Below are 26,026 nucleotides of genomic sequence, written 5' to 3'. Positions count from 1 at the left end.
GCGCGGTGGCGGTGCCTTCGGTCGGGGTGTCGATGTCGGCCAGGCGCGCGAAGGCCTCGCTGAAGAACGCATCCTCATCCTTGGGGTAGGCCACGTTCACGCCCCACGGCAGGTACATGAACATCAGCGTGACGATGCCGGTGTAGGTGATCATCGCGTGGTAGGGCAGAGCCATCACCGCGCTGACGTTGTGGAAATCCAGCCACGACCGCAGGCCCTTGTCCTTGCGGAAGGTGAAGAAGTCCTTGAAGATTTTCTTGTGCGTGATCACCCCGGTGATGATCGCCACCAGCATGAACATCGCGCAGAACCCGACGAGATAGCGCGCCCACAGCACCGGGATGTAATGCAGGTCGAAGTGCAGGCGGTAGAAGAAATCGCCGCCCCGGGTTTCGCGCGCGGCCACTTCCTCGCCGGTGCCCGGGTCGACGGTGGCATCGCCGAAGCGGCCGCCGCCCCGGCGGCGACGTTTCTCGCCCTCCGCCGGTGGCTTGACCATCGATTCGGGATTGCGCCAGAACATCCGCATCGCCGGGTTGCGCGGGTCGGGCAGGGTGACGTTCCAGCTCTCGGCCTGTGGCGCCTTGTGCTGCAGGAAGGTGATCGCGCGCGCGGCGGCGACCTCGCCGGTCACCGTGCTGCGCGGCAGTTCCGGGCGCATCCAGCGGCTGATTTCCTCGCGGTAGTAGCTGGCGGTGCCGGCCATGAAGATCAACAGCAGCAGCCAGCCGACCAGCAGGCCGGTCCAGGTGTGCAGCCAGGCCATCGACTGGCGGAATCCGTTCTTCATGCGCCAGTCCTCAGCAGGGCGGTGCCGATCCAGAACGCGGCGGTGGGCAGGGCGATGCCCACCCAGGCGCGCAGCGCGGTGCGGGTGGCAAAGGCCCACAGTGCCGCGCAGGCGCACAGCGCGATGGCCACCATCATGCCGGTCAGGACCGCCTGCCCGCGCGCGATGGGCAGGGCCACGGCGAAGAACATCGAACAGGTTGCCGCCAGCGCATAGCCCCCGAAGATGGCGGCCAACGATCGCGACAGCACCCCCAACCAGGGGCGGGCGAAGAAACTTCCGAAACGGCTGAACCAGCTGGCGTCAGGCGTGCTGTCCACGGGAACCTGCAATGTAGGGTCGATCAACGGACATCACCGGCCGCGGCCGGTGATGCATGGAATGGAGGCCGTCCGTGGCCGTGTCGCTGCACAGGGCAACGTTCCCTTGGAGAGCGGTTACAGCGTCCAGCGCAGGGTCACCATCACGTTGCGCGGCTCGCCCCAGTACACGCCGTTGTAGAAACCGACGTTGCTGTAGTACTTCTTGTCGAGCAGGTTGTTGATGTTGAGCTGCGCCGAGAAATTCGGGTTGAAGCGATAGCCGGCGAACACGTTGACCAGGTAGAACGCGTCCTGGGTGATCAGCGCCGATTCGGTGCGGCCACTGGTCAGGTAATCGGCGCGGGGCTTGGTGCTGTTGCGGTAGATCCTGCTCTGCCAGGTCACCCCGCCGCCCAGCGACAGCCGATTGTCTGCGCCGCCCGGACGCCAGCTGGTGTTGAGGCGGAAGGTATCGACCGGGTTGGTGGTGTTCTGCGCCACGCCGGCCTGGTTGCGCACGGTGGTATGGGCAAAGCCACCGGAGATGTTCCAGGTCTCGGTGATGCTGCCCTGGGTTTCCAGCTCCCAGCCCTTGACCTTGTTGCCCTTGCCGGTGGAGCGGTAGGCATCGGTGCCATCGGGCAACGCGCCCGGCGGTACCGTATCGTCCACCTCGGCTACGTTGTCCTTCTCGCCCTTGAAGATCGCGGCCGAGGCGTTGAGGCGACCGCCGAAGAACGCGCCCTTCAGACCGGCTTCCCACATGTCGCCGACCACCGGCTCGAGGTAGGTGTTGTTGCGGTCGCGATAGTTCTGCGGCTGGAAGATGTCGGTGTAGCTGACATAGGCGCTGACATCGCGGCTGACGTCGTAGATCACGCCCAGGTAGGGGGTGAGCGAATCGTCCGGCTTGTAGCCGCCGCGCGCGGTGCCGGTGAGCGTGCCGGCCGCGTCATGGGTGTAGGCCCAGGTGCGGGTTTCCCAGCTGCCGTAACGCGCACCGACCACCGCCAGCAGCGGGTCGGCCAGCTGCAGGCGCGCGGCCAGGTAGGCGGCTTTCTGCTTGAGCTCGTTTTCCGAGGACAGCCAGTCGTAACGGGTCACCGGCAGCGGGGCGACATCGCCGGTCCAGTGGCGCCAGTCCGGGACCTGGCCGTAGGCACCGCTGTAGTCGTAGTCGGCGGCGGGCACTTCGCCCTTGCGCACCGACTGGCCGATGCCGACCACCAGCTCATGCTCGCGGCCGAACAACTGGAACGGGCCGCTGGCGTTGAGGTCGAACACGTTCATCYGGCTGCGCTCGGCGAAGTGGGAGATGAAGCCGGACACGCCGGTGCCGTCCGCGCGCGGATAGCCCGAGGCGCCGTACCAGACATCGCCGTCGGTATCGCGTTTGGCCTGGGTGGCGGCCGCCTTGAGCGACCAGCCGTTGCCCAGCTGCTGTTCCAGCCGCGCGAAGGTGGTTTTCTCCACGATCGGCCAGCTGCTCCATGTGGCCGACAGGTTGGTCGAGCGCGGCAGGTTGGCGGGTTTGCCATCGGCGCCCCAGTACGGCACCACGCCCCAGGTGACGCCGGTGGTCCTGGGCGACTGGTAGTCATAGCCTACTTCCAGCAGGGTGCTGTCGCCGAGGTCTGCCTGGACGATGCCGTAGAACACGTCCTTGTCCAGCGCGTAGACATCGCGGAACGAATCGCTCTGCTGCTTGGCAGCGACAAAACGCGCACGCACGCGTCCATCCAGCGCGATGGGGCCACCGATGTCCGCTTCCAGGCGCTGGTTGCCCCAGCGGCCCACGGTGAGCCCGGCGCTCATCGCCACGTCTTTGGTCGGGCGCTTGCGCACCATGTTGATCGTGCCCGACGGGTCACCGGCGCCGGTGGTCAGGCCGGTGGCGCCGCGCACCACCTCGATGCGGTCGTAGATCACGCTGTCGGTGTTGGTCTTGAGCGACCCGCCGAACGTGTTGAGCATGCCGTCGATCTGGAAGTTGTTGATGGCATAGCCACGCGAGATGTAGCTGATGCGCTCGCTGTCGGTGACCGAGACATGCACGCCGGTGACCTGGCCCATCACGTCCGACAGCGCGTACAGGCCCATGTCATCCAGGCGCTGGCGGGTGACCACCGTGACCGACTGCGGCGTGTGGCGCAGCGACAGGTCCAGCTTGGTCGCGGTGCGCGCCTGCTTGACCGTGTATGAGGTGGGGATATCGCCGTCGGCAGTGACCTTGACCGTGTCCAGCGTGGTGGCGTCGGCCGGCGCGGCATCCGCCAGCGCCTTGGGCGCATGCCCGGCAAGCGCGGCGAGCAGGGCAAGGGCGAGCAGCGACGGTCGGGACAGCGGCGAGGCAGGTGCAGCAGACATGGCAGGCATTCCAAAGGGGTGAAGTGGCGTCATGCAATCCATTGCGGGCCGCGCTGGGCGCGACGCCACGTTGCCGGCGGCAACACCGGCAGGAACGGAATCGAAGCAGGGGATGTACGTGGGGCGCAGGCGGCGAGGCACGGCATGCGGCCTCGGGGCCGATAAGCTGGGCGTACACCCAGTGCTTGAATGATAGTCATTATCATTTCGTTCGGCAAGCATCCTGCATGGGTTCGACACGTCGGCGTGGCCATACTGGCGTCCCCACACACAGCAGGAAAATCGATGAGCGATCCGGTGGTGCTGCCTGCAATCGACGGGCGCACGCCTGCGCAACTGGCCGGCGACGAGGCCTGGTGGGCGCAGGTGCGCGCGCTGTACGACCTCACCGACGAGGTGGTGATGCTCGACAACGGCTACTGGGGCGCGATGGCGCGGCCGGTGCTGCAGGCCTACCAGCAGGCCACCGCGACAGTGAACGCCGGCAACGCCTGGTTCGGTCGACTGGCGTTCCCACCGCTGTTTGAACAGGCGCGGGTGCAGCTGGCGCAGGCGCTGGGCGTGGACACTGACGAAATCGCGCTGACCCGGGGTGCGACCGAGGCGATGCAGGCCTTGATCGGTGGCTACAACCGGCTCGGCCCGGGCGATGGCGTGCTGTATACCGACACCGACTACGACAGCATGATCAACGCGATGCAGTGGCTGCACGCACGGCGTGGCGTGGACGTGCAGCGCATCGTGCTGCCCGAGCCATTCGACCACGACGGCATCGTGGATGCCTACCGGCAGGCGCTGGCCCGCCACCCGCGTACGCGCCTGTTGCTGCTCACCCAGGTCAACCACCGCAACGGCATGCTGCTGCCGGTGGCCGAGATCGCCGCGCTGGCGCGTGCGGCCGGGGTGGAGGTGGTACTCGATGCCGCCCATGGGATCGGCCAGGTCGACACGCCGCTGCGCGCGCTGGGCGTGGATTTCGTCGGTATCAACCTGCACAAGTGGATCGGCGCCCCGGTCGGTGTCGGCGCGATCTACGTGCGTCGCGGACGGGTGCGCGATCTCGATCCCTACATGGGCGAGGCCGACCACGACGATATCGGCACCCGCATCCATACCGGCACGGTCAACTTCGCCGCCTACATGGCCTTGCCGGTCGCGCTCGAGCTGCACCAGCGGATAGGTGTGGCCAACAAGCGTGCGCGGCTGCTGCACCKGCGCAACCGCTGGCTGGATGCGCTGCGCGATGACGACCGGGTGCAATTGCTGGCGTCGGCCGATCCGCGCCTGTCCAGCGCCATTGCCTCGTTCCGGCTGCACGGCCAGACCACGATGGCCGACAACACCGCCATCGCCGAACGCATGGTCCGCCAGTCCGGTGTGTTCGTGCTTCCGCGCGAGGGTCTGGCGTCGGGCGCGTGCCTGCGCGTGACCCCGGGTATTTTCAGCACCCCGGCGCAGATGGACGCGTTGGTCGGGGCGGTGCGGGCGGCACTGGACTGAGCAGCATCAGATAACGCTAGGCGGTTCCAGCGGTTCGATGGTCAGCCGCACCCCCAACGCGCCGAGCACGCGCTGGACCGTGTCAAAACGCGGGTGTGCGCCCGGCTTCAGCGCCTTGTAGAGGCTTTCGCGGCCCAGGCCAGCAGCCTCGGCAACCTGCGACATGCCGCGCGCGCGGGTCACCGCCTGTAGCGCGTCCTGGAAATGCACGGCATCATCGGCCGCCAGCGCTTCGGTCAGGTACACCGCAATGGCGGCGTCGTCGACCAGATGATCGGCAGGGTCGAAAGCGAGGAGTGTGGGCTTGCGCATGGGGTAGGTCCTGGAGAGAGCAGCGTGGCATTCCGCGCTAGAGCTGGTCGGCAATCCGTTGCGCCTTCTGTATGTCCGATCCTTGGCTGTCCTTGTCGCCGGCGCACAACAGGATGATCAACTGCCTGCCACGCCGCGTGAAATACACGCGGTAGCCCGGGCCATGGTGAACACGAAGTTCGCTGACACCCCCGCCGACGGTCTTGACGTCACCGGCAAGGCCGTTGGCCAGCCGCTGGATCCGTTCTGCGATGACCGCGCGGGCGCGGGTGTCGCGCAATCGGCGCAGCCACCTGTCGAACGCCTCGGTTGCCTGCACCGATACCATAGGGGTAAAGTGTATCCATATGGATACAAAGTGCAACCGTCAAGGCTGACGGTGTCGTGCGCTCCCTCACCGCTTCGCGCACGCCCTCTTGATCTCGTCCTCGATGCGCGGCGGGGCGGGGCGGCCGAAGGCCTCGCCCATCTCGCGGCGCAGGCGCAGGTCCTGGCACTGCTCCGGATCGACCGAGCCGTCGATCACCGTGCCACGCACCGCCGGCTGGCCGCGGCCGGCATCGGCCTGCATGCGGCGGCGCGCGTCATACAACTCGCGCTGGGCGCGGGTGCGCTCTTCCCAGCTCAGGTTGGGGTCCTTGGTGATCGGCCGGGTCACGCCGGTGTCCTGCTCGGGCGGGCAGGGCTCGGTCTGGTAGATGGTCTGGCCGCCGGCCGCGCATTTGTACACGCGCCCGGCATGGGCACTGCTGGCCAGCGCGCACAGCGCCAGCGTCACGATGATCCGTCGCATCATTCCCCCTGTGGGCCACTCCAGCCCGGAATGCGCGGCAGAATACGCGAACTACTTCACAAAAACACCCGGTCAAATCGTCAGCCGGGGTGCCGCTGCTACCAGTGCATCCACACCGTCACCGCGTGCAGCAGCAGGCCGATCAGGCCACCGACCAGGGTGCCGTTGAAGCGGATGAACTGCAGGTCCCGGCCGACGCTCAGTTCCAGCTGTTCGACCAGGTGGCGCTCGTCCCAGCCCTTGACGGTCTGCGCGATGTGCTGGGTGACGCCCTCGCGCAACCGGCTGGTGAGGCGTTCGGCGCCGTCCATCAGATGCTGGTTGAGGGCGTCGCGCAGCGAGGGATCGTCCTGCAACGCCTGGCCGACCGAGGCCAGGCTGCGGCGCAGGTGACCGGCCAGCGCCGAGTCTTCGCTGGACAGGTCCGCGCGCAGGCTGGCGTGGATGCGTTCCCACAGCCCCTGCACGTAGTCCTGCACGGCCGGGTGGTCGATCACCTGCTGCTTGATCTGGTCGATCTTGTCGGCCAGCGCCGGGTCGCTGCGCAGGCGCTGGATGTAGTCGGCCAGCCAGGCCTCATAGTCCCGGCGCAGCGGGTGCTCGGGCTGGGCCAGAATCTGCTGCAGCTCCTCCAGCACCGCATGGGCCATGCGTTCGGCGAGGCTGTCGCCGATTTCATCGATCGGTTTGACCCAGTTGACCGTGCTGGCGAGCTTGGGCCATTCGCGCTGCAGGTAGCGCACGATCAGTTCGGAGGCGCGCTGCTTGACCGACGGGTTGTCCAGCCATTCGCTGACGCGGGTGAGGCCTTCGTCCAGCACGAGCTGGTGGCGGTTGTCGGCGGTGAGCAGGCCGAGCAGTTCGCCGGCGGTGGCCGCGGCGTTCCATTGCCGCAACTGCTGGATCACAAAGCCCTGGATGCTGCGCCGGACGGCGGCCTCGTCGAGGAAGTCCAGCGCCTGCAATGCCCAGCCGCGCGCCATGTCGGCGAGCAGTTTCGAGCGTGCCGGATCGGCCAGCCAACTGCCGAGCCGGCTGGCCGGGTCGAACACCTGCAGCCGCGCCAGCAGTGCTTTCGGTTCCAGGAACTGGTCGCGCACGAACACCGCCAGGCTGTCGGCGATGCGCTCCTTGCTGTGCGGAATGATCGCCGTGTGCGGGATCGGCAGGCCGAGCGGGCGGCGGAACAAGGCCACCACCGCGAACCAGTCGGCCAGCGCGCCCACTGCGGCCGCCTCGCAGAACGCCGAGACCCAGGCCCAGATGCCGCGTTCGCCCTGCCAGTGGCTGACCACGAAACCGGCCAGCATCGCCACCAGCATGGCCAGCGCGATCAGTTTGAGACGGCGCAGCTGGGCGCGGCGCGGGTCGGGCGGCGAAATGGTCGTCATGCCAACAGTCTAACCACCCCCGCATGATCGCCCGGTAGTGCCGGCCGCTGGCCGGCAACCACGCACACCCCACCGAAGAGCGGTAGTGCCGGCCGCTGGCCGGCAACCACGCCCACCCATCGAAGAGAGGTAGCGCCGGCCGCTGGCCGGCAACCACGCCCACCCCACCGAAGGTTCATGAACTTGCCGGCCAACGGCCGGCACTACCTCAGGCCTCGGCCAACTGCTTGCGCAGCGCGGCCAGCTGCTGGCGCAGTGCATCGTTCTCCAGCGTCAGCGCGATCACGCGCTGGCGCAGCTCGGCCGGGCCCTCGCCCAGCGCACTGAGCGCGTCAGCGATTTCCGCCTCGCGGCTGGGGGCGATCTCCATGCCGTCATCGGCGCTGTGCAGCACCTCCTGCACCGGCTTGCGCGGTTTGCGCTTGGCCTCGCGCACGCGCTTGGCGGCCTGCTTCAGCTCGTCCTTGCCGCCGACCGCCGCCGCGCGCTGCTCCGCTTCGGGCAGGTCAGCCACGGCCGCTGCCGCGCTGATCGAGATGACGCCGGTCTTGACCGCTTCCACCAGCTCCGGGGCGGCCTGCTTGTGGATGCGCTCGATCATCGTCACCTGGCTGCTGCTCAGCCGCGCCTCGCGCGCCATGTCGGCACGGCTGACCTTCGGCGCAGCGGCCCACGGCGGGCTGTCCTCATCGCTCTCGGGGCCGGCGTCGGCKATCTCGCCGTCGCTTTCCTTCTGCAGCTGGGCCTGCTCGATGCGGCGGCGCTCGGCCAGGATGTCGCGCTTGCGCAGCGCCAGCACGCCGCGCTGGAAGTCGGACACGCTGCGCCGACCCAGGTGCTGCTCGATCATCCACAGGTGCACATCATCCATCGACTGGAAGCGGGTGTTCTGCACGGTCTGGAACGGCAACCCGTGCTTCTGGCAGATGCCGAACCGGTTGTGCCCGTCCACCAGCACATCGCCCCACAGCACCAGTGCATCGCGGCAGCCTTCGGCCAGGATGCTGCGCTCCAGCGCGTCGTGCTCGTCGGGGGTCAGGGGATCGATGTAGGCCTTGAGTTCTTCTTTGACGACAATGTCCATGCAATCCGGTACGCGAGCGAAACGTGACCGACCATTGTAAGGATCGCGGCGGTCGCCGTCGTCGCCGCCCGATTCAGGCTCAGCCGGTGGCGCTGATCATGTCGCCCAGGATTTCCACGATACGGTCGATCTGCGCCTTGTCGATGATCAGCGGCGGCGACAGCGCGATCACATCGCCGGTGCAGCGCACCAGCAGGCCGCCATCGCGGAAGCAGCGTTCGAACACCTCGTAGCCGCGCGCGCCCGGGGCATCCTTGCGTGGCATCAGTTCCACCGCGCCGATCAACCCGAAGTTGCGGATGTCGATCACGTGCGGCAGCCCGCGCAGGCTGTGCAGCGCCGACTGCCAGTACTCGCCCAGCTCGATGGCGCGCTCGAACAGGTGGTCTTCGGCATACGTGTCCAGCGTGGCCAGCGCGGCGGCGCAGGCCAGCGGATGGGCCGAATAGGTATAGCCATGGAACAGCTCGATCGCCGCGGGCGGGCCCTGCATGAAGGCCGCATGCACCGTGTCCGAGACCAGCGTGGCGCCCATCGGCACCGCGCMGTTGGTGAGCCCCTTGGCCAGCGTCATCAGGTCCGGGGTGACCCCGAAGCGCTGTGCGGCGAAGGCGTTGCCGACCCGGCCGAAACCGGTGATGACCTCATCGAACACCAGCAGGATGTCGTGCTGRTCGCAGATTTCGCGCAGCCGCTGCAGGTAGCCCGGCGCGGGCAGGATCACCCCGGCCGAGCCGGCGATCGGTTCGACGAACACCGCGGCAATCGTCGAAGCATCGTGCAGCGCGATCAGCCGCTCCAGGTCTTCGGCCAGCTCGGCACCGTGCCGGGGCAGGCCGGGACTGAACGCGTTGCGTGACAGGTCCAGGGTGTGGCGCAGGAAATCGCTGCCGGCCAGCAGCGGCCCGAACGTCTTTCGGTTGTTCGGCAGCCCGCCGATCGACATACCGCCGAAACCGACCCCGTGGTAAGCCTTCTCGCGGCCGATGAAGCGGGTCCGTTGACCCTCGCCACGCAGCCGGTGGTAGGCCAGCACGATCTTCATCGCGGTATCCACCGCTTCGGAACCGGAATTGCTGAAGAACACATGGTTGAGCGGGGCCGGGGCGAGGGCAGCCAGTCGCTGTGCCAGCACGAACGGCAGCGGCGTACCCATCTGGAACGGCGGGGCGAAGTCCAGCATGGCCGCCTGCTGCTGGATCGCCTGCACGATCCGCGGGCGTGCATGGCCGGCGTTGCAGCACCACAGCCCGGCTGCCGCGTCCAGCACCGGGCGGTCGTCGACATCGTGGTAGTACATGCCCTCGGCGCGCACCAGCAGGCGCGGCGCCGACTTGAACTGACGGTTGGCGCTGAACGGCATCCAGAACGCCTCCAGCGACTCGGGGCGCTGCTGGGACAGGGACGACAACGGGGTGTCGGCACGGCGCATCGGCATCTCCGCAGGAACCGGTTGATCACGACTTTATCGCAGATGCATCACGATGCGCAGCGAGGACGGCGGGTATAAAAAGGAGCCCGAACACCCCCTTGGAGCACTGCATGCGTGTCCACCCCACCCGCGACGACTGGCAGCGCCAGGCCGATGCACTGGTCGTGCACGGCCAGGCCTTCATCGATGGCCGCTACGTGGACGCCGCCGACGGCGCGCGGTTCGCCTGCATCAGCCCGATCGACGGTCGGGTGCTGGCCCAGGTCGCCGACTGCGCGGCGGCGGACGTGGAGCGTGCGGTCGCCGCCGCCCGGCGCAGCTTCGATGCCGGGCACTGGTCGCGTGCGGCACCGGTGCACCGCAAGCAGGTGCTGCTGCGCCTGGCCGACCTGGTCGAACAGCACGCCGACGAACTGGCATTGCTGGAGAGCCTGGACATGGGCAAGCCGGTGCGCGACGCACGCCAGGGCGATCTGCCCGGCGCGGTGCGCTGCCTGCGCTGGACCGCCGAGGCCATCGACAAGGTGTACGGCGAGATCGCCCCGACCGCGCTGGATACGTTGGGCCTGGTCAGTCGCGAGCCGATCGGCGTCGTGGCGGCGATCGTGCCGTGGAACTTCCCGTTGCTGATGGCCTGCTGGAAGATTGCCCCGGCACTGGCGGCGGGCAACTCGCTGATCCTCAAGCCGTCCGAGCGCTCGCCGTTGAGCGCGATCCGGTTTGCTGCGCTGGTTGCCGAGGCCGGCGTGCCCGAGGGCGTGTTCAACGTGCTGCCCGGCCATGGCCAGCGCACCGGCGAACCGCTGGCCCTGCACATGGACGTGGACGCACTGGCCTTCACCGGTTCCACCGCCGTGGGCAAACGCCTGCTGCAGTGCGCCGGGCGCTCCAACCTCAAACGCACCTGGCTGGAATGCGGCGGCAAGAGTCCCAACCTGGTGTTCGCCGACGCACCGGATCTGGACAAGGCGGCGCAGGCCGCGGCCACCGGCATCTTCTACAACCAGGGCGAGGTGTGCACGGCGGCCTCGCGGCTGCTGGTACAGCGCTCCATCCAGGACGAATTCGTCACCCGGGTGCTGGCCCACGCGCGCCGCATGCAGCCGGGGCATCCCTTCGATCCGGACGCGCCGATGGGCGCGCTGGTGGACAACGCACACGCCGAGCATGTGTTGGACTACATCAACCGTGGCCAGGCCGAAGGCGCACGCCTGTTGCTCGGTGGCAAGCGGGTGGAGGTGGTGGCCGGCGGCAGTTACGTGCAGCCCACCGTGTTCGATGAGGTGGACGCCAGCCACACCATCGCGCGCGAGGAGATCTTCGGGCCGGTGTTGTCCGTGCTTGGTTTCGACCATGAGGCCGATGCGTTGCGCCTGGCCAACGATTCAAGCTACGGGCTGGCTGCGGGGCTGTGGACCGGCGATCTGGGCCGCGCCCACCGCGTGGCCCGCCAGCTGCGCGCCGGCAGCGTGTGGGTCAACCAGTGGGATGGCGGCGACATGACCGCGCCGTTCGGCGGCTACAAGCAGTCCGGCATCGGCCGCGACAAATCGCTGCATGCCTTCGACAAGTACACCGAGATCAAGGCAACCTGGATTCACCTGGGGGAGTGAGCCGGGTCAGCAATCCTGGCGCTGGTGGATCAGCGCTTCGCGCAGCAGGTCGCGGTCGCGTTCGTTGAGCGCGTTCTGGAAATAGTCGACCTGTGCGGTACTCGACCGGCACGGATCGACGACGTAGCCCGGCGGCCACATCCGCAGTGTTTGGGCGATGCCCTGCACGATCTGTTCGGGAGTGAGGCCGCGCGTCATGCGGAAGCGCTCACCACCCCGATCGCGCACTCGTGGCACCCGCGCAGGCCCGGCGAAGACTTCCTCGACGACGACATTCCCTGTCCATCCTGACGGCATCGACCTGCTCTGAGCGCTGCCTGCGCCTGGAGTTCCACTGCGTCGCACGGGCTGCGTGGGCGGTCGCAGGCTGACGGTCACGTCTGCAACCATCGCCCGCGCCGGGGCGGGGGCGTGGCAGAATCCGGCAGCTGCCCTTTTCCGTGTGCCCGATGTCGACTCCTGCCGCACCTGCCGTCAACTCCCCGCGCCGCATCCTGCTGGCCAGCCTGATCGGCACCACCATCGAGTTCTTTGACTTCTACATCTACGCCACGGCGGCGGTGCTGGTATTCCCGCACCTGTTCTTCCCCCAGAGCAGCGATGGCGCCGCCCTGCTGCAGTCGCTGGCGACCTTCGCGGTCGCCTTCGTGGCGCGTCCGGTGGGCTCGGCGGTGTTCGGCCATTACGGCGACCGGATCGGGCGCAAGGCCACGCTGGTGGCGGCGCTGTTGACGATGGGCGTGTCCACCGTGGCCATCGGCCTGCTGCCCACGCATGCCAGCATCGGCATCCTGGCGCCGGCGTTGCTTGCCTTGTGCCGGTTCGGCCAGGGGCTGGGCCTGGGCGGTGAGTGGGGTGGGGCGGTGCTGTTGGCCACCGAGAACGCGCCGCCCGGCAAGCGCGCCTGGTACGGCATGTTCCCGCAGCTTGGCGCGCCGTTGGGCTTCCTGCTTTCGGCCGGCATCTTCCTGCTGCTTGGCCGCCTGATGAGCGATGCCGACTTCCTGCAGTGGGGCTGGCGCATCCCGTTCCTGGCCAGCTCGCTGCTGGTGGCCGTGGGCCTGTGGGTACGGCTGAACATCCACGAGACCCCGCAGTTCCAGGCGGCGCTGGACCGCAACGAGCGGGTCAAGCTGCCGATGTGGACGGTCATCCGCGAGCACCCCTTGGCGCTGGTGCTGGGCACGCTGGGCGCGTTTGCCACCTTCGTGTTGTTCTACCTGATGACCGTGTTCACCTTGGGCTATGGCACCACGGTGCTGCACTACACGCGCTCGGATTTCCTGCTGCTGCAGATGACCAGCATGCTGTTCTTCGCCGCCGGCATCCCGCTGTCGGCGTTGTACGGTGACCGTTGGGGCACCCGCCGCACCATGATCGTGGCCAGTGGTCTTATCCTGGCCTTCGGCGTGCTGTTCGCGCCGTTGTTCCTGGCCGRCAGCCCGTGGCTGGTGCTGGGCTTCCTGTCGCTGGGCATGTTCCTGATGGGGCTGACCTACGGCCCGTGCGGCACTTTCCTGGCCGAGATCTATCCGGTGCAGGTCCGCTACACCGGCGCGTCGCTGTCGTTCAACCTGGCCGGCATTCTTGGTGCGGCGCCGGCACCGTATGTGGCCACCTGGCTGGCCGAACGCTTCGGCCTGCTCGCGGTGGGCTACTACCTCTGCCTGACCGCCCTGGTCACCATCCTGGCCCTGTTGGCGATGGGCCGACGCGCCGCGCTCAGCGGAAGAAGCGCTTGAGCGTACGCCCCAGCCAGCTGCCCTGCTGGTGCTCGCGGGCGAACTGGTTCAGGTGCTGCTTGACCTGCGGCGCATAGGCCTTGTCATCGCCACGGATGTGGTTGAACAGCCAGCGCGACAGCATGGTGCGCAGTTCGTCGGTGACGTCCTCGCCGGACTGGAAGCGCAGCCGGTACTCGGACACGCGCTTGCCGAAGATTTCGTGCACGCGCTTGTGCGCGGCGCAGAACGGGTAGCCGGCTTCTTCCATCAGCTCTTCTTCGAAGGCGAAGTGCGACATGGTGTAGTCCACCAGTTCGTCGATCACCTCGGCCACCGCCAACCGCTGCAGACTGCTCTGCGCCACGTGCAGGTGGTTGAGCATCTCCACGATCCGCATGTGCTGGTGGTCGATGACGTCGATGCCGATGTTCAGGTCGTCCTGCCAGACCAGAAGTGCCATGGTGCGTTCCCCGTGATGTTCAACTGGGAACGACTCTAGGTGCGGGGCTGCGGCACCGCGTTGATCTCGATCAAGGCGTCAGCGCCGCTTCCCGGGCGGCGCTGGCCACGCTGGTGCAGCTGACCTGGTTGCGGCCACCGGCCTTGGCCAGGTAAAGCTGCCGGTCGGCTTCAGAGATCAGCCGGTGCAGCGAGTCGTGTTGCGGGCGCAGGCAGCACAGGCCGATGCTCACGGTCATGCGCAGGGTGGTCCCGCCCACCTTCACTTCCAGCGCGGCGATGCGCTGGCGCAGCAGCTCGAAATAKCCGCGGGCTTCGTCTTCCTCAAGGCCCGGCACGAGCAGGCAGAACTCCTCGCCGCCGAAGCGCGCGATCAGGTCCTCCTCGCGTGCATGCGCGGCGACGGCGCCGGCCACTGCGCGCAGTGCATCGTCGCCGGCTTCGTGGCCGTGGGTATCGTTGATGTGCTTGAAGTGATCGATATCGATCATCGCCACCGCCACCAACGCATCGTCGTGGTGAAGCTGCGGCAACTGGCGCTGGCTCTGCTCCAGGAAGCTGCGCCGGTTGGGCAGCCCGGTCAGGAAGTCGCGCGTGGCCAGGTCCTGCAGCGTGCCGATCAACTCCAGCTGGTCCACGTTCTGCGAGACGCGGCAGAAGAACTCCTCGCGCGAGAAGGGCTTGCGCAGGAAGTCGTTGGCGCCGTTCTTCAGGAAGCGCGGGATCAGCGACGGATCGGTATTGCCGGAAATGCCGATCACCGCCACCTTGTCGCGCGAACGCAGCGTGCGCAGCCGACGGGTGAACTCCACGCCTTCCATGCCGGGCATTTCCTGGTCGACCACCGCCAGCCGGATCGCCGGATGCGCCTCGATCGCCCTCAGCCCCTCGGCACCATCGGCCGCTTCGTAGACCTCGTGGCCGTACATGCGCAGCAGCGAGGCGGCGTACATCCGCGCCGACATCGAATCGTCCACCACCAGCGCGGCGATGCGTCGGTTGCGTTCCAGGCGCTGCACCAGCCATACCAGGTAGTCGACGCTGCCGGGGGTGTTCTTCAGCACGTAGTCGATGATCTGCTGTTGCAGCACGCGCTTGCGCAGGTCTTCGTCGTAGACGCCGCTGACCACCACGGTGGGCAACCCGCGCGACAGGAAGAACTCCACCACGTTGTCGCGGTCGCCATCGGCCAGCACCAGCCCGGTCAGGACCAGGAACCAGCCCTGTTCCTGGTCGAGCAGGCGGCCGGCTTCGGCCAGGCTGGTGGCCACGGACACCGGCAGCTCCAGGCGCTGCTCGATCGCCTCGCGCAGCATGCTGGTGAACGTGCGCGAGTTTTCCACCAGCAGGATCCGCTGGGGCAAGGCATCACCGGGGTCGCTGTCGAAAGCGCCCTGCAACAAAGCCGGCATTTGGCGTACGCTCGATTTCGAGTGGGTCGGCAGGGATAGCGGCCGCTCCATCTGCAACTTTAGGCCCGGCGTGAGCAGCTGAGCGTCGCATAGGCCCTGATTGTTGTCAGCTGGTCGGCGATTTGGGTGAAACGGGCCGATTGCGGCTTCTCCGTTCGATGTAGGGAGGGCCAGCAGGTACTATCCGAAGAGAGTCCTTCAATGGCCATGATCAGGAGGTGGACGTGCATTTTTCACGTATTGGTAGTGGCGTGGCCAGTGTGATTCTGGCTGCTGTTCCCATGCTGGCGATGGCCCAGTCCGATGGCCACGGGGTCCATCTGGCAAGAAGCGGACTGGGCCAGGCCCAGCCAATTGCGGCCAACCTGAGTCTGGATCCGCAGTGGCGCCTGTATGGATTCCAGCGCGACGGCATCTCGTATTTCCAGGTGAATGATCTTGCCGGACGTGTGCAGGTGATTATCGGCAATGCCGATGATGCGTTCTGGGTCCTGCCCGCTGGCGAAAGCCGTGCGAGGGTGTCGTTGCCGTCGCAACGTGTACAACCCGCCACGAACGCAGCGCGGGCCGAGGTTTATCGAGATGCGGGCTTCTCGCTGGTTCTCTACGGACACGGCGCCGAGGCGGTGTGGTCTGTCGAGGTCGCCGACCAGCAGCGTTAGCACGTGGACGAACAGTCAGGGTCGAGGTGCTGCCGCTCCGGGGCGGCRGCGCCCGGTTCCACGTGTGTGAGTGGACAATAGGCGGGCAATTCATCACGTGCAGTGCAGGCAGCAGCCGGATAGGCCGTGTGATCAACCAAGCGCCTGGCTGTTGTCCAAGTCAGCAGCCTTCCCGCGGCCGGGGCTGTGGTGGGGCGCAGATCCATTGGATGAGCGCTCCGCGGTTTCCGTCAGCACCATCCGGACCCGATTGCGCCGACACTGTACGAGGCCTCCGTAAGCGAGAGGCAATCCGGCCAAGTGCTCATCGACCATTGCGGCGGTTGTTGCGGACAGTGGGCGTGTCGAGTCAAGCAGTGCCACCACGACGAGAATTCCTCGCTGCGAACCGAAACCCCTGCATCGCGCGCGGACCATCAGCTGCCCAGGCTCATTTTCCAGAAGCAGGGATACTGCTTCATTGAGAGCTCGATAGGCAGCCAGTTGCAGCCCCTTGCTCAGCGTGCATGGGTCGCCTTCGAGTCGAGGCCGGTTCACCCGGTTGCTCAGTTCCCAGCATTCACGCACGCCGCCAGTCTGCAGTGCCACGTACAGGCCGAGTTGATCCAACGCGGTGGGATACACCATGCTTGCCTGCGCGCGGAACAACCGGGAATGCACAGTTGCAGTGTTCAACAGCACGTTTGCTATCTCGTGGTGGCCCTGTAATTTCAGCCAGCTCACCACTTCTTTGAGATAGACGTCCATGCCGTCTCCGAGCTTCCTGAGGTGAAGCGCACGCTCGCGAAGACCCTTCTCGCTGGCGATATGCGAATTCCGGGCCAGCTTTATGGCATTTCTTTCGCCATCGTCCCGCATTCGGTAGCGGTGATAGTAGTGGGTGATACGCGATCCGAATAGAAGTAGCGCGACACCCGCAATGGCCATGACCATCTGTGTCGTAAACGTTGTGGGATCAAATGCCAATGGATACGGCTTTGGCGTCGTAAGGCCAATGATCAGATTGAGCGATGGCACGGCCACCGCGGCTCCACGCCACCCCAGCAGACAAGTAAGTGCAATCGCCGGTAGCGCCATCAATAACTGAAGGCTGGTCTTGGCCGTGGCAGATTCTGCAGGAATCAGCGTCGTAGATACGCCAATCAGGATCATCAGCGCCAATCCAGCAACGCTTGGCGCCAGGAACCGGCGTGTCCATGCCGGTTCGGTGTGCCTCTTCGCCCAAAGCAGGGCAAGTGGGGCAACCGTCAGAATTCCGATGAAGTCACCCACGATATAACGCGCCGCGCCGGTGAGTATTGGTACGTCCGGGGTCGGCCAAAGCAAGTGCATCAGGATCAGGTTCAACGAGGTGACGGCTATGGCCGACGCCGCCCCAACCGAGAGCAGCCAAGCCTGGGACGTAGTGGTCATCATTCTACGGTGCAGCCGCACGATCGATGCCACCGTAGGCATCAAAGAGCCCGACGCGAGGATGACCCACGCCAAGCCATACTTTTCTACCATCGGGTAGCGCATCTGGGCGAAATATGCGTACTCGCCCAGGAACAGGTAAGGCCACAGTCGTGGCGGGCAGAGCAGCAGCGCGGCGACACGCACACCTGCAGGCAGGTAAAACTGGTCGAGAGAGAGTTTGCGTGTACCCCAGCATGCAAAGGCATATACAACAGCGAGGACAAGCCCGACCGGGCGAATGCGCAAACTCAGTTGAAGCCCATCTTTCCACCAATCTCGTCGCACGTATTTCCTCCTGCCCGTGCCAGATCAACATCCATGCGAAACACTATGGCGTTCGGTTTGGACGGTATCGACACGCGGCGGATTGTGCAATTGCGCAGAAAGATTATAGGAATAGAGCGAAAAGATGCGTTTCGTCAGGTCGCCGAGCCTGGCGTGATCAAATGCAAGCCTTTAGTTGGCAACTTGGACGCTTGCTGCGAACGGCTGTCCGAAGGACGGTCTACTACATGACAGATGGGGCTCCGAAGGATCTAGCGCTCACCACAGCACATCGCGCAGCTTGTACCACGACATCGCCGCCACCAGCAGCGGGGTACGCAGCAGTCGCCCGCCCGGAAAACGCGCGTGCGGAATCCGCGCGAACACATCCAGCCGCTGGGCCTGTCCGGCAATGGCCTCGGCCAACACCGCGCCAGCCAGGCCGGTGGCGGCCACGCCGTGCCCGGAGAAGCCCTGGGCGAAATAGACGTTGGGGGTGAGCCGACCCCAGTCCGGTGCGCGGTTGCGGGTGATGTCCACGTAACCGCCCCAGACCTGCTCCATGGCCACATCGGCCAATTGCGGAAACACCTGGTGCATGCGCCGGGTCATCACCCCGTGCAGGCCCGGCGGCGGCAACGCCGAATAGCTGGCGCGCCCGCCGAACAACAGCCGGTGGTCGGCGCTGAGTCGGAAGTAATCCAGGGCCCAGCTGACATCGGCCACGGCCATGTCGTTGCGGATCAAGGCGCGTGCGCGTTCGGCGCCCAGCGCCGGCGTGGCCCCGATGTAGGTGCCCACCGGCATGATCCGCGCTTCCAGTTCCGGTGCGATGCCCTGCAGCAGCGCGTTGCCGGCGATCACTACGTGATCGGCGCTCACCGTCCCCCGTGCGGTACGCAGTTGGGGGCGTGCGCCGCGGACCAGCTGCAGCACCGGCGACTGTTCCAGGATCGTCACCCCCAGGGTTTCGGCCGCGCGTGCCAGGCCCTGCGCATAGGCGAGCGGATGCAGGTGCCCGCTGGCAGCATCGAACATCGCCCCGCTGTAGCGCGGGCTGTCCAGCTGCTCGCGCAGTTGCTGGCGGTCCCACCACTGCAGGGGATAGCCGTAGCGCTCGGCCAGTTCGATCATGCCCGCGCGCAGCATGCGCTCCTGCCGCGGGCGGATCGGGACGCTGGCATGGCCATCGCGCCAGTCGCAGTCGATCTGGTAGCGCTGCAGGCGATGCCGCAGCAGCGCCATGCCTTCACGCGAGAAATCGAACAGGTGGCGGGCATCGTCCGCACCCACCAGGCGTTCGAGCGTGTCCACCTCGCAGCCATAGCCGACGATGGCCTGGCCGCCGTTGCGCCCGGACGCCCCCCAGCCGATCCGCTGCGCCTCCAGCACCACCACGCGGAAGCCGCGCTCGGCCAGCGACAACGCCGCCGACAGGCCGGTGTAGCCGGCGCCGAGCACGCACACGTCGGTGTCCAGATTGCCCGCCAGCGGCGCACGCAAGGGCTGGGCCGGCACGCTGTCGGCGTACCAGCTGGCAACGTGGTCCTGGCCGGAATGGCGCGAAAAATCGGAACTCATGGCGACAGCATGCCAGCAACCCGGCCCCGGAACAGCGGCCAGTCTGTCGCAGGCCGGCGCGCAGGCATGTGACGGACCGACGCCGGTTGCGCCGGGTCGTAGCCCAGCGGTAACGTGCAGGCAGGTCATCCGAGCATGACGCATGGTTTCGCCCCCCTGGGTCGGCCTGCCCACCGACAGCACGATGCTGGGTCATCACCGGTTCGCGGTCGCCGGCGAAAAGTACATCCGCGCGCTGCGCGCGGCTGCCGCGGTCACCCCGGTACTGCTGCCCAGTCTGCAGCCTGCGCTGCCGGCCGACGACTGGCTGGACCGTCTCGATGGCCTGCTGTTGACCGGCGCGGTGAGCAACATAGAGCCGCAGCACTACGGCGGCGCGCCCAGCTGGCCCGGCAATCTGCACGATCCCGCGCGCGATGCCACGGCGCTGTCGCTGCTGCAGGCTGCACTTGCCCGCGACCTGCCGGTGCTGGCCATCTGCCGCGGCTTCCAGGAACTCAACGTGGCGCTCGGCGGCACCCTGCATCAGCGCGTGCACGAGGTGCCTGGCCTGATGGACCATCGCGAGGATCCGGACGCGGCAGTCGAACAACAGTACGGTCCGGCGCACCCGGTGCGGCTGGCCCAGGGCGGGTGGCTGGCCGACTGGGCCGGCGCCGAGGCGATCGCGGTCAATTCGGTGCACGGGCAGGGCATTGATCGCCTCGCGCCGGGGCTGTGGGTCGAGGCACGCGCCGATGACGGCCTCATCGAGGCCGCGCGCAACCCCGCGCACGCCTTCGTGCTCGGAGTACAGTGGCATCCGGAATGGCGTGTCACTGAAAACCCGTTCCATCACCGTATTTTCCAAGCCTTCGGCGATGCTTGTCGCCGCTACTCCTGCAAAGCAGACCGGTCATGACCACCCGAACGCGTTCGCGTAAAGCCACAGCCCCGCGCAAAGCGGCCTCTTCTTCGCGCAAGGCCGCCGCACCGGCGGTGCCCGAGGAGAGCACGCTGCTGCGCTGGCTCAAGGACCGGCGCATCACCGAGGTGGAGTGCCTGGTACCGGACATCACCGGCAACGCGCGCGGCAAGATCATTCCAGCCGACAAGTTCTCGCACGATTACGGCACGCGCCTGCCGGAGGGCATCTTCGCCACCACGGTTACCGGCGAGTTCCCGGACGACTACTACGAGCTGACCTCACCGTCGGATTCGGACATGATCCTGCGCCCGGATGCCGACACCGTGCGCATGGTGCCGTGGGCCACCGATCCCACCGCCCAGGTCATCCACGACTGTTTCACCAAGACCGGCGAGCCGCATGAGCTGGCCCCGCGCAACGTGCTGCGGCGCGTCCTCAATGCCTATGCCGAACTCGGCCTGCGCCCGGTGGTGGCACCGGAGCTGGAGTTCTTCCTGGTCCAGAAGAACACCGACCCGGACTTCCCGCTGCTGCCGCCGGCTGGCCGCTCCGGTCGCCCTGAAACCGCGCGCCAGTCCTACTCGATCGATGCGGTCAACGAGTTCGATCCGATCCTCGATCTGATGTACGACTACTGCGATGCGATGAAGCTGGACGTGGATACGCTCATCCACGAATCCGGCGCGGCGCAGCTGGAGGTCAACTTCACCCATGCCAATGYGATGGATCTGGCCGACCAGGTGTTTCTGTTCAAGCGCACCATGCGTGAGTCGGCGATGCGCCACGGCATCTACGCCACCTTCCTGGCCAAGCCGATGGAGAACGAGCCGGGCAGTGCGATGCACATCCACCAGAGCYTRCTGCGGATCAGCGACGGCAGCAACGTGTTCACCGGCGAGCATGGCGGTGAGGATTTCAGCCCGTTGTTCGGGCACTACCTGGCCGGTCTGCAGAAATACGTGCCGATGGCGATGGCGTTCTTCGCGCCGAACGTGAATTCCTACCGCCGGCTGATGTTCGGCGAGGTCTCCCCGAGCAACGTGCACTGGGGCTTCGACAACCGCACCTGCGGGCTGCGCGTGCCGCTGGATACCCCGGAGAACATGCGGGTGGAAAGCCGGTTTGCCGGCTCGGATGCCAACCCCTACCTGGCGATCGCCGCCACCCTGGCTGCTGGCCTGCTCGGCATCCGCGAGCAGGGCTCCCCCACCGCGCCGATCAGCGGCAGCGCCAAGGAACTGGGCTACGACCTGCCACGCTCGCTGGGCGAGGCGCTGGACGGGCTGGAAGGCTGCCCGGAACTGCGCGAGATGCTGGGCGAGCGCTTCTGCCGGGCCTATGTGTCGGTCAAGCGCAAGGAATACGAGACCTTCTTCCGCGTGATCAGCTCGTGGGAGCGTGAATTCCTGCTGCTCAACGTCTGAACGGCGCCGCGTCGCCAGATCCGGCATGGCCGTGAGGGCCATGTGCTGGGAAAATACGGGCATGCCCGTTAGGCTGGCAGCCGTCGTACCGGTCTGGCCGGTTCCCCCATCTCGCACCTGACCTGTGGAGAGTCCGATGAAGCTGCGAATCCTCACCCTCGGCATTGCCGTATCCGTACTCAGCGCCTGTGGCGGCGGCAAGTCCGACGACGACAGCAAGGTGCTGAACGTCTACAACTACAGCGATTACATCGCCGAAGACACCATCCCCAACTTCGAGAAGGCCACCGGCACCAAGGTGACCTACGATGTGTTCGACAGCGATGAGATGGTGGAAACCAAGCTCCTGGCCGGCAACAGCGGCTACGACGTGGTGGTGCCGACGCTGAATTTCTTCGGCCGCCAGATCAAGGCCGGGGTGTTCCTGCCGCTGGACAAGAGCAAGATCCCGAACCTGGCCAACCTCGACCCGGACGTGATGAAGCGCATCGCCCAGCAGGACCCGGGCAACCAGTACGGCGTGCCGTACATGATCGGCACCACCGGCATYGGCTACAACGTGGAACTGCTCAAGCAGCGTTTCGGCGGCAGCACCGACATCGCCAACAGCTGGGATCTGATCTTCAAGCCCGAGAACATCGCCAAGATGAAGGACTGCGGGATCACCATCCTGGACACCCCCTCGGACATGATCCCGATCGCGCTGCACTACCTGGGCGAAGATCCGCACAGCCAGGACCCGGCCACGCTGGAAAAGGCCGCCGCGCTGCTCAAGGGCATCCGCCCGTACGTGCAGAACTTCCACTCCTCCCAGTACGTGGGCTCGCTGGCCAACGGCGGCACCTGTCTGGTGGTGGGCTGGTCGGGCGACATCATCCAGGCTCGTGACCGCGCGGCCGAGGCCAACAACGGCGTCACCGTGGCCTACTCGATCCCGCGCGAAGGCGCGCCGCAGTGGTTCGACATGCTGGCCATCCCCAAGGATGCCAAGCACCCGGAGGCCGCGTATGCCTTCATCAACTACCTGCTGGAACCGAAGGTGGCCGCGGCCAACACCAACTTCATCCATTACGCCAACCCGGTGACCAAGGCCACCGCCCTGGTGGACGAGGCGATCCGCACCGACCCGACCATCTACCCGCCGGCCGACGTGGCCGCCAAGATGTTCACCTACTCGATCAACACTCCGGAGGTGGACAAGCTCTACACCCGGTTGTGGACCGAGGTGAAGACCGGTCGCTGACCGCCCCTGCGACGCCGGCCCCGTGCCGGCGTCGTCGTTTCAGGGTATTCATCCCGCAGGTGTGGGGGGCAGGCCGCCCGATCCGGTAGCGCATGACGCTGCCACCACCGGTAAAATGGGATGCTCCCCCCGTCCCGCCGCCGCTCCCGGAGCCGCTCCCCATGCCATTTGATGCCAAGCCGGAAGGCGAGGTCGTGCCGGTCCTCGAACCGGGCTATCTGTCCATCCGCGCGCTGCGCAAGGAATTCGACGGCTTCGTCGCCCTCGACGATGTCAGCCTGGACGTGCGCAAGGGCGAGATCTTCGCCCTGCTCGGCGGCTCGGGCAGCGGCAAATCGACCCTGCTGCGCTGCCTGGGCGGCTTCGAGACGCCCACCAAGGGCAGCATCGAGCTGGACGGCCAGCGCATCAACGATCTGCCGCCGTACCAGCGGCCGATCAACATGATGTTCCAGTCCTACGCGCTGTTTCCGCACATGACGGTGGAGCAGAACATCGCCTTCGGGCTCAAGCAGGACGGCCTGGCCCGCGATGCGATCCGCACACGCGTGGGCGAGATGCTGGAGCTGGTGCAGCTGGGGAAGCTGGCCAAGCGCAAGCCGCACCAGTTGTCCGGTGGCCAGCAGCAGCGCGTGGCGCTGGCGCGGTCGCTGGCCAAGGGGCCCAAGCTGCTGCTGCTGGACGAGCCGATGGGCGCGCTGGACAAGAAGCTGCGTTCGCAGATGCAGCTGGAGCTGGTCAACATCATCGAGACCTCCGGGGTGACCTGCGTGATGGTCACCCACGACCAGGAAGAGGCCATGACCATGGCCACCCGCATCGCGGTGATGGATGCCGGCTGGATCCAGCAGGTGGGCAAGCCGGACGAAATCTACGAGCAGCCGGCCAACCGCTTCGTGGCCGAGTTCATCGGCTCGGTGAACCTGTTCGACGGGGCGATCGACGAGGACCTGCCCGAGTACGTCACCGTGCGCACGCCGCTGTTCCCGGCGCCGATCTACGTGGCCCACGGCATCACCGGCTACGAAGGCCAGCCGGTGGCGTTCGCGCTGCGCCCGGAGAAGGTGATGATCGGCAAGGACGAGCCGGCCGGGGACACCAACAAGGCACAGGGCGTGATCGAGGAAATCGCCTACTTCGGCAGCCATTCGGTCTATCACGTGCGCCTGCCGAGCGGGGCCAAGGTGCTGTCCAATTTCGCCAATTCGCAGCGCTGGGCCAGCGACGGGCTGACCTGGGGCGACAGCGTGTGGGTGTGCTGGCGTGACAACGACGGCGTGGTGCTCACCGCATGAACGCCGCCGGCTGGAAGCGTTGGCTCCCCGGTACCCGCGGTAGCGTGATCGCCGCGCCGTACCTGTGGCTGCTGCTGTTCTTCGCGGTACCGTTCGTGATCATCCTGATGATCTCGTTCTCACGCACGCAGGTCGGCTCGCCGCCGTATACCTGGCTGCTGGAATACGTGGATGGCGCGTTCTCGCTGAAGCTCAACCTGGGCAATTACGCAGCGCTGGTGAAGGACAACCAGTACGTGCTGGCCTACCTGAGTTCGATCAAGATCGCGGTGATCGCCACGCTGCTGACGCTGCTGATCGGCTACCCGATGGCATACGTGATTTCGCGGATGTCGCCGGCCGCGCGCAACGTGGCGATGATGTTGGTGGTGCTGCCGTCGTGGACCTCGTTCCTGATCCGGGTGTATGCGTGGATCGGCATCCTGGACCGCAACGGGCTGCTCAACCAGCTGCTGCTGAAGCTGGGGTTGATCGATGCGCCGCTGCAGATCCTGTACACGCCGACCGCGGCCTATATCGGCATCGTGTACTGCTACCTGCCGTTCATGGTGCTGCCGCTGTACGCCAACCTGGTCAAGCTGGACAACCGTCTGCTCGAAGCCGCCTACGATCTCGGGGCCAAGCCGTGGCAGGCCTTCCTGCGGATCACGCTGCCGTTGTCGCGCACCGGCATCATCGCCGGCTGCATGCTGGTGATGATCCCGGCGGTGGGCGAGTTCGTGATTCCGGAGATGCTGGGTGGCCCGGACACGCTGATGATCGGGCGGGTGCTGTGGGGTGAGTTCTTCAACAACCGCGACTGGCCCACGGCCTCGGCGGTGGCGATCGTGATGCTGCTGTTGCTGCTGGTGCCGATCCTGCTGTTCAACCGGGTCCAGCAGCGTGAGCTGGAAGGGAAGCTGCTATGAGCATGGTGCGCGGCAGCCGGTGGTTGGGGTGGTCGGTGTTGGGGCTGGGGTTCGCGTTCCTGTACCTGCCGATCCTGTTGCTGATGGTGTACTCGTTCAATGCCTCCAAGCTGGCCACGGTCTGGTCGGGCTTCTCCACGCGCTGGTACGGGGAACTGTTCAACAACCGGCAGATCCTGGATGCGTTGTGGATCAGCCTGGAGGTGGCGTTCTGGACGGCGTGCGCGTCGACGGTGCTGGGCACGATGGCGGCGATGGTGATGACGCGGTTCAAGCGGTTCCCGGGCAAGACCATGTTCGGCGCGCTGATCACCGCGCCGTTGGTGATGCCCGAGGTGATCCTGGGCTTTTCGCTGATGACGCTGCTGGTGGCGATGGGCGGCATTCCGGGCTTCCCGGCACGCGGGGTGACCAGCATCTGGATCGCGCATGTGACGTTCACGCTGTCGTTCGTGACGGTGGTGGTGTCCTCGCGGTTACAGGAGCTGGACCGTTCGCTGGAAGAGGCGGCGATGGACCTGGGGGCGAGCCGGTTGAAGGTGTTCTTCCAGATCACGTTGCCGATCATCGCCCCGGCGTTGGTGGCCGGCTGGTTGTTGGCCTTTACGTTGTCGCTGGACGATGTGGTGATCGCCAGTTTCGTGGCCGGCCCGAATTCGACGACGCTGCCGATGAAGGTGTTCGCATCGGTGCGGATGGGGATCAAGCCGGAGATCAACGCGCTGGCCACGCTGATGGTGCTGGCGGTGTCGATCGCGGCGGTGGTGGGCTGGTTCGTTACTGCGCGCGGTGAGAAGCGGCGTCAGCGCGACATGCAGATGGCGCTGCAGGACAAGGGGTAGGGTGGGTGCAGCTGTTCTTTTTAGAGCGACCGCAACGGCAACAGCGGGACTGAAATCTGAGTTGGCGTTGGCGTGGGTGGGTTGGCGGGATACGCCGCAAGTCCCGCTCCGCGGCCCGGCCCAGCCGCTGGCGGCCGTGCGTTCAGTCGCATGCGAGGCAGTTCCTCGCGAGCAATGCGCCTTCACCCGTGTAGGCTCCCAAGCCGCATCCATGCGGCTTGAGGGTCCCGCCAATCCACCCACCCACGCCAACGCCTGACGGATTG

24 protein-coding genes are annotated in these 26,026 nt (G+C 66.5%); 10 read left to right on the top strand and 14 right to left on the bottom strand.

Annotation, left to right across the window (positions count from 1 at the left end; all coding sequences use genetic code 11):
• The 3 genes from ACXJKH_RS01310 to ACXJKH_RS01300 all read right to left on the bottom strand — a co-directional run.
• The coding region (locus ACXJKH_RS01310; RefSeq protein WP_457317998.1) for a PepSY-associated TM helix domain-containing protein at positions 1-790 on the bottom strand (790 nt) is incomplete at its 3' end.
• The gene (locus tag ACXJKH_RS01305) at positions 787-1,110 is read right to left on the bottom strand and encodes a DUF3649 domain-containing protein (RefSeq protein WP_457317997.1); all 324 of its coding nucleotides are present in this window, start codon (positions 1,108-1,110) and stop codon (positions 787-789) included. The genes ACXJKH_RS01305 and ACXJKH_RS01310, both read right to left, overlap by 4 nt.
• Positions 1,111-1,227: 117 nt before the next feature.
• Positions 1,228-3,459: a TonB-dependent siderophore receptor gene (locus tag ACXJKH_RS01300; RefSeq protein ID WP_457317996.1), complete on the bottom strand. Its 2,232-nt coding sequence runs from the start codon at positions 3,457-3,459 to the stop codon at positions 1,228-1,230.
• 285 nt (positions 3,460-3,744) lie between these two features.
• Here ACXJKH_RS01300 and ACXJKH_RS01295 point away from each other — a divergent pair, with 285 nt between their 5' ends.
• The gene (locus tag ACXJKH_RS01295) at positions 3,745-4,959 is read left to right on the top strand and encodes an aminotransferase class V-fold PLP-dependent enzyme (protein ID WP_457317995.1); all 1,215 of its coding nucleotides are present in this window, start codon (positions 3,745-3,747) and stop codon (positions 4,957-4,959) included.
• 6 nt (positions 4,960-4,965) lie between these two features.
• Here ACXJKH_RS01295 and ACXJKH_RS01290 read toward each other — a convergent pair whose 3' ends face one another.
• From ACXJKH_RS01290 to ACXJKH_RS01265, 6 genes are all read right to left on the bottom strand, one after another.
• A complete protein-coding gene (locus tag ACXJKH_RS01290; RefSeq protein WP_256777266.1) occupies positions 4,966-5,271 on the bottom strand; it encodes an addiction module antidote protein in 306 nt (101 codons plus the stop codon).
• Between the two features lie 37 nt (positions 5,272-5,308).
• Entirely contained in the window at positions 5,309-5,599 is a 291-nt protein-coding gene (locus ACXJKH_RS01285; RefSeq protein ID WP_457317994.1) for a type II toxin-antitoxin system RelE/ParE family toxin, read from the bottom strand.
• 66 nt (positions 5,600-5,665) lie between these two features.
• Positions 5,666-6,064: a DUF4124 domain-containing protein gene (locus ACXJKH_RS01280; protein ID WP_457317993.1), complete on the bottom strand. Its 399-nt coding sequence runs from the start codon at positions 6,062-6,064 to the stop codon at positions 5,666-5,668.
• 98 nt (positions 6,065-6,162) lie between these two features.
• Positions 6,163-7,455: a DUF445 domain-containing protein gene (locus ACXJKH_RS01275; RefSeq protein ID WP_457317992.1), complete on the bottom strand. Its 1,293-nt coding sequence runs from the start codon at positions 7,453-7,455 to the stop codon at positions 6,163-6,165.
• Positions 7,456-7,663: 208 nt separating this feature from the next.
• The gene (locus ACXJKH_RS01270) at positions 7,664-8,539 is read right to left on the bottom strand and encodes a plasmid replication/partition related protein (RefSeq protein WP_457317991.1); all 876 of its coding nucleotides are present in this window, start codon (positions 8,537-8,539) and stop codon (positions 7,664-7,666) included.
• Positions 8,540-8,618: 79 nt separating this feature from the next.
• Positions 8,619-9,971: an aminotransferase class III-fold pyridoxal phosphate-dependent enzyme gene (locus ACXJKH_RS01265; protein WP_457317990.1), complete on the bottom strand. Its 1,353-nt coding sequence runs from the start codon at positions 9,969-9,971 to the stop codon at positions 8,619-8,621.
• 110 nt (positions 9,972-10,081) lie between these two features.
• Here ACXJKH_RS01265 and ACXJKH_RS01260 point away from each other — a divergent pair, with 110 nt between their 5' ends.
• The gene (locus ACXJKH_RS01260) at positions 10,082-11,584 is read left to right on the top strand and encodes an aldehyde dehydrogenase (protein ID WP_457317989.1); all 1,503 of its coding nucleotides are present in this window, start codon (positions 10,082-10,084) and stop codon (positions 11,582-11,584) included.
• Positions 11,585-11,590: 6 nt separating this feature from the next.
• Here ACXJKH_RS01260 and ACXJKH_RS01255 read toward each other — a convergent pair whose 3' ends face one another.
• On the bottom strand, positions 11,591-11,782 hold the full coding sequence (locus ACXJKH_RS01255) for a hypothetical protein (protein WP_457317988.1): 192 nt from the start codon (positions 11,780-11,782) through the stop codon (positions 11,591-11,593).
• 251 nt (positions 11,783-12,033) lie between these two features.
• Between ACXJKH_RS01255 and ACXJKH_RS01250 the strand changes: the two genes are divergently transcribed.
• On the top strand, positions 12,034-13,326 hold the full coding sequence (locus ACXJKH_RS01250) for an MFS transporter (protein ID WP_457317987.1): 1,293 nt from the start codon (positions 12,034-12,036) through the stop codon (positions 13,324-13,326).
• Here the strand turns inward: ACXJKH_RS01250 and ACXJKH_RS01245 are convergent.
• The gene (locus tag ACXJKH_RS01245; protein ID WP_256777257.1) at positions 13,307-13,768 is read right to left on the bottom strand and encodes a bacteriohemerythrin; all 462 of its coding nucleotides are present in this window, start codon (positions 13,766-13,768) and stop codon (positions 13,307-13,309) included. The genes ACXJKH_RS01250 and ACXJKH_RS01245 overlap by 20 nt on opposite strands.
• Before the next feature lie 70 nt (positions 13,769-13,838).
• Positions 13,839-15,179 (bottom strand): diguanylate cyclase, encoded by a 1,341-nt coding sequence (locus ACXJKH_RS01240; RefSeq protein ID WP_457317986.1) that lies wholly within the window; start codon positions 15,177-15,179, stop codon positions 13,839-13,841.
• A gap of 224 nt (positions 15,180-15,403) precedes the next feature.
• On the opposite strand from ACXJKH_RS01240, the gene ACXJKH_RS01235 reads away from it, so the two are divergent.
• A complete protein-coding gene (locus ACXJKH_RS01235; protein ID WP_256777255.1) occupies positions 15,404-15,841 on the top strand; it encodes a hypothetical protein in 438 nt (145 codons plus the stop codon).
• A 132-nt stretch (positions 15,842-15,973) separates the two neighbouring features.
• On the opposite strand, the gene ACXJKH_RS01230 is transcribed toward ACXJKH_RS01235, so the two are convergent.
• Together ACXJKH_RS01230 and ACXJKH_RS01225 are read right to left on the bottom strand one after the other, a co-directional pair.
• Positions 15,974-17,581 carry an MASE1 domain-containing protein gene (locus ACXJKH_RS01230; RefSeq protein ID WP_457317985.1) on the bottom strand — a complete coding sequence of 536 codons (1,608 nt, stop codon included), beginning with the start codon at positions 17,579-17,581 and terminating at the stop codon, positions 15,974-15,976.
• Between the two features lie 258 nt (positions 17,582-17,839).
• Positions 17,840-19,141, bottom strand: coding sequence for an NAD(P)/FAD-dependent oxidoreductase (locus ACXJKH_RS01225; protein WP_457317984.1), 1,302 nt, complete (start codon positions 19,139-19,141; stop codon positions 17,840-17,842).
• A 142-nt stretch (positions 19,142-19,283) separates the two neighbouring features.
• Between ACXJKH_RS01225 and ACXJKH_RS01220 the strand changes: the two genes are divergently transcribed.
• From ACXJKH_RS01220 to ACXJKH_RS01195, 6 genes are all read left to right on the top strand, one after another.
• Positions 19,284-20,042 (top strand): gamma-glutamyl-gamma-aminobutyrate hydrolase family protein, encoded by a 759-nt coding sequence (locus tag ACXJKH_RS01220; protein ID WP_457317983.1) that lies wholly within the window; start codon positions 19,284-19,286, stop codon positions 20,040-20,042.
• A complete protein-coding gene (locus ACXJKH_RS01215; RefSeq protein WP_457317982.1) occupies positions 20,039-21,472 on the top strand; it encodes a glutamine synthetase family protein in 1,434 nt (477 codons plus the stop codon). The genes ACXJKH_RS01220 and ACXJKH_RS01215 overlap by 4 nt, the downstream gene beginning before the upstream one ends.
• Positions 21,473-21,608: 136 nt before the next feature.
• Entirely contained in the window at positions 21,609-22,715 is a 1,107-nt protein-coding gene (locus tag ACXJKH_RS01210) for a polyamine ABC transporter substrate-binding protein (RefSeq protein ID WP_256777250.1), read from the top strand.
• Between the two features lie 161 nt (positions 22,716-22,876).
• Positions 22,877-24,010, top strand: coding sequence for an ABC transporter ATP-binding protein (locus ACXJKH_RS01205; RefSeq protein ID WP_457317981.1), 1,134 nt, complete (start codon positions 22,877-22,879; stop codon positions 24,008-24,010).
• The gene (locus ACXJKH_RS01200; RefSeq protein WP_256777249.1) at positions 24,007-24,918 is read left to right on the top strand and encodes an ABC transporter permease subunit; all 912 of its coding nucleotides are present in this window, start codon (positions 24,007-24,009) and stop codon (positions 24,916-24,918) included. Before ACXJKH_RS01205 ends, ACXJKH_RS01200 begins: the two co-directional genes overlap by 4 nt.
• Complete coding sequence (locus ACXJKH_RS01195; protein WP_457317980.1) at positions 24,915-25,760, top strand: ABC transporter permease subunit; 846 nt, start codon at positions 24,915-24,917, stop codon at positions 25,758-25,760. Before ACXJKH_RS01200 ends, ACXJKH_RS01195 begins: the two co-directional genes overlap by 4 nt.
• Positions 25,761-26,026: the final 266 nt, after the last annotated feature.

This window comes from Stenotrophomonas sp. P5_B8 (assembly GCF_054049855.1).
This window is presented reverse-complemented; position numbering and strand designations above follow the sequence as displayed.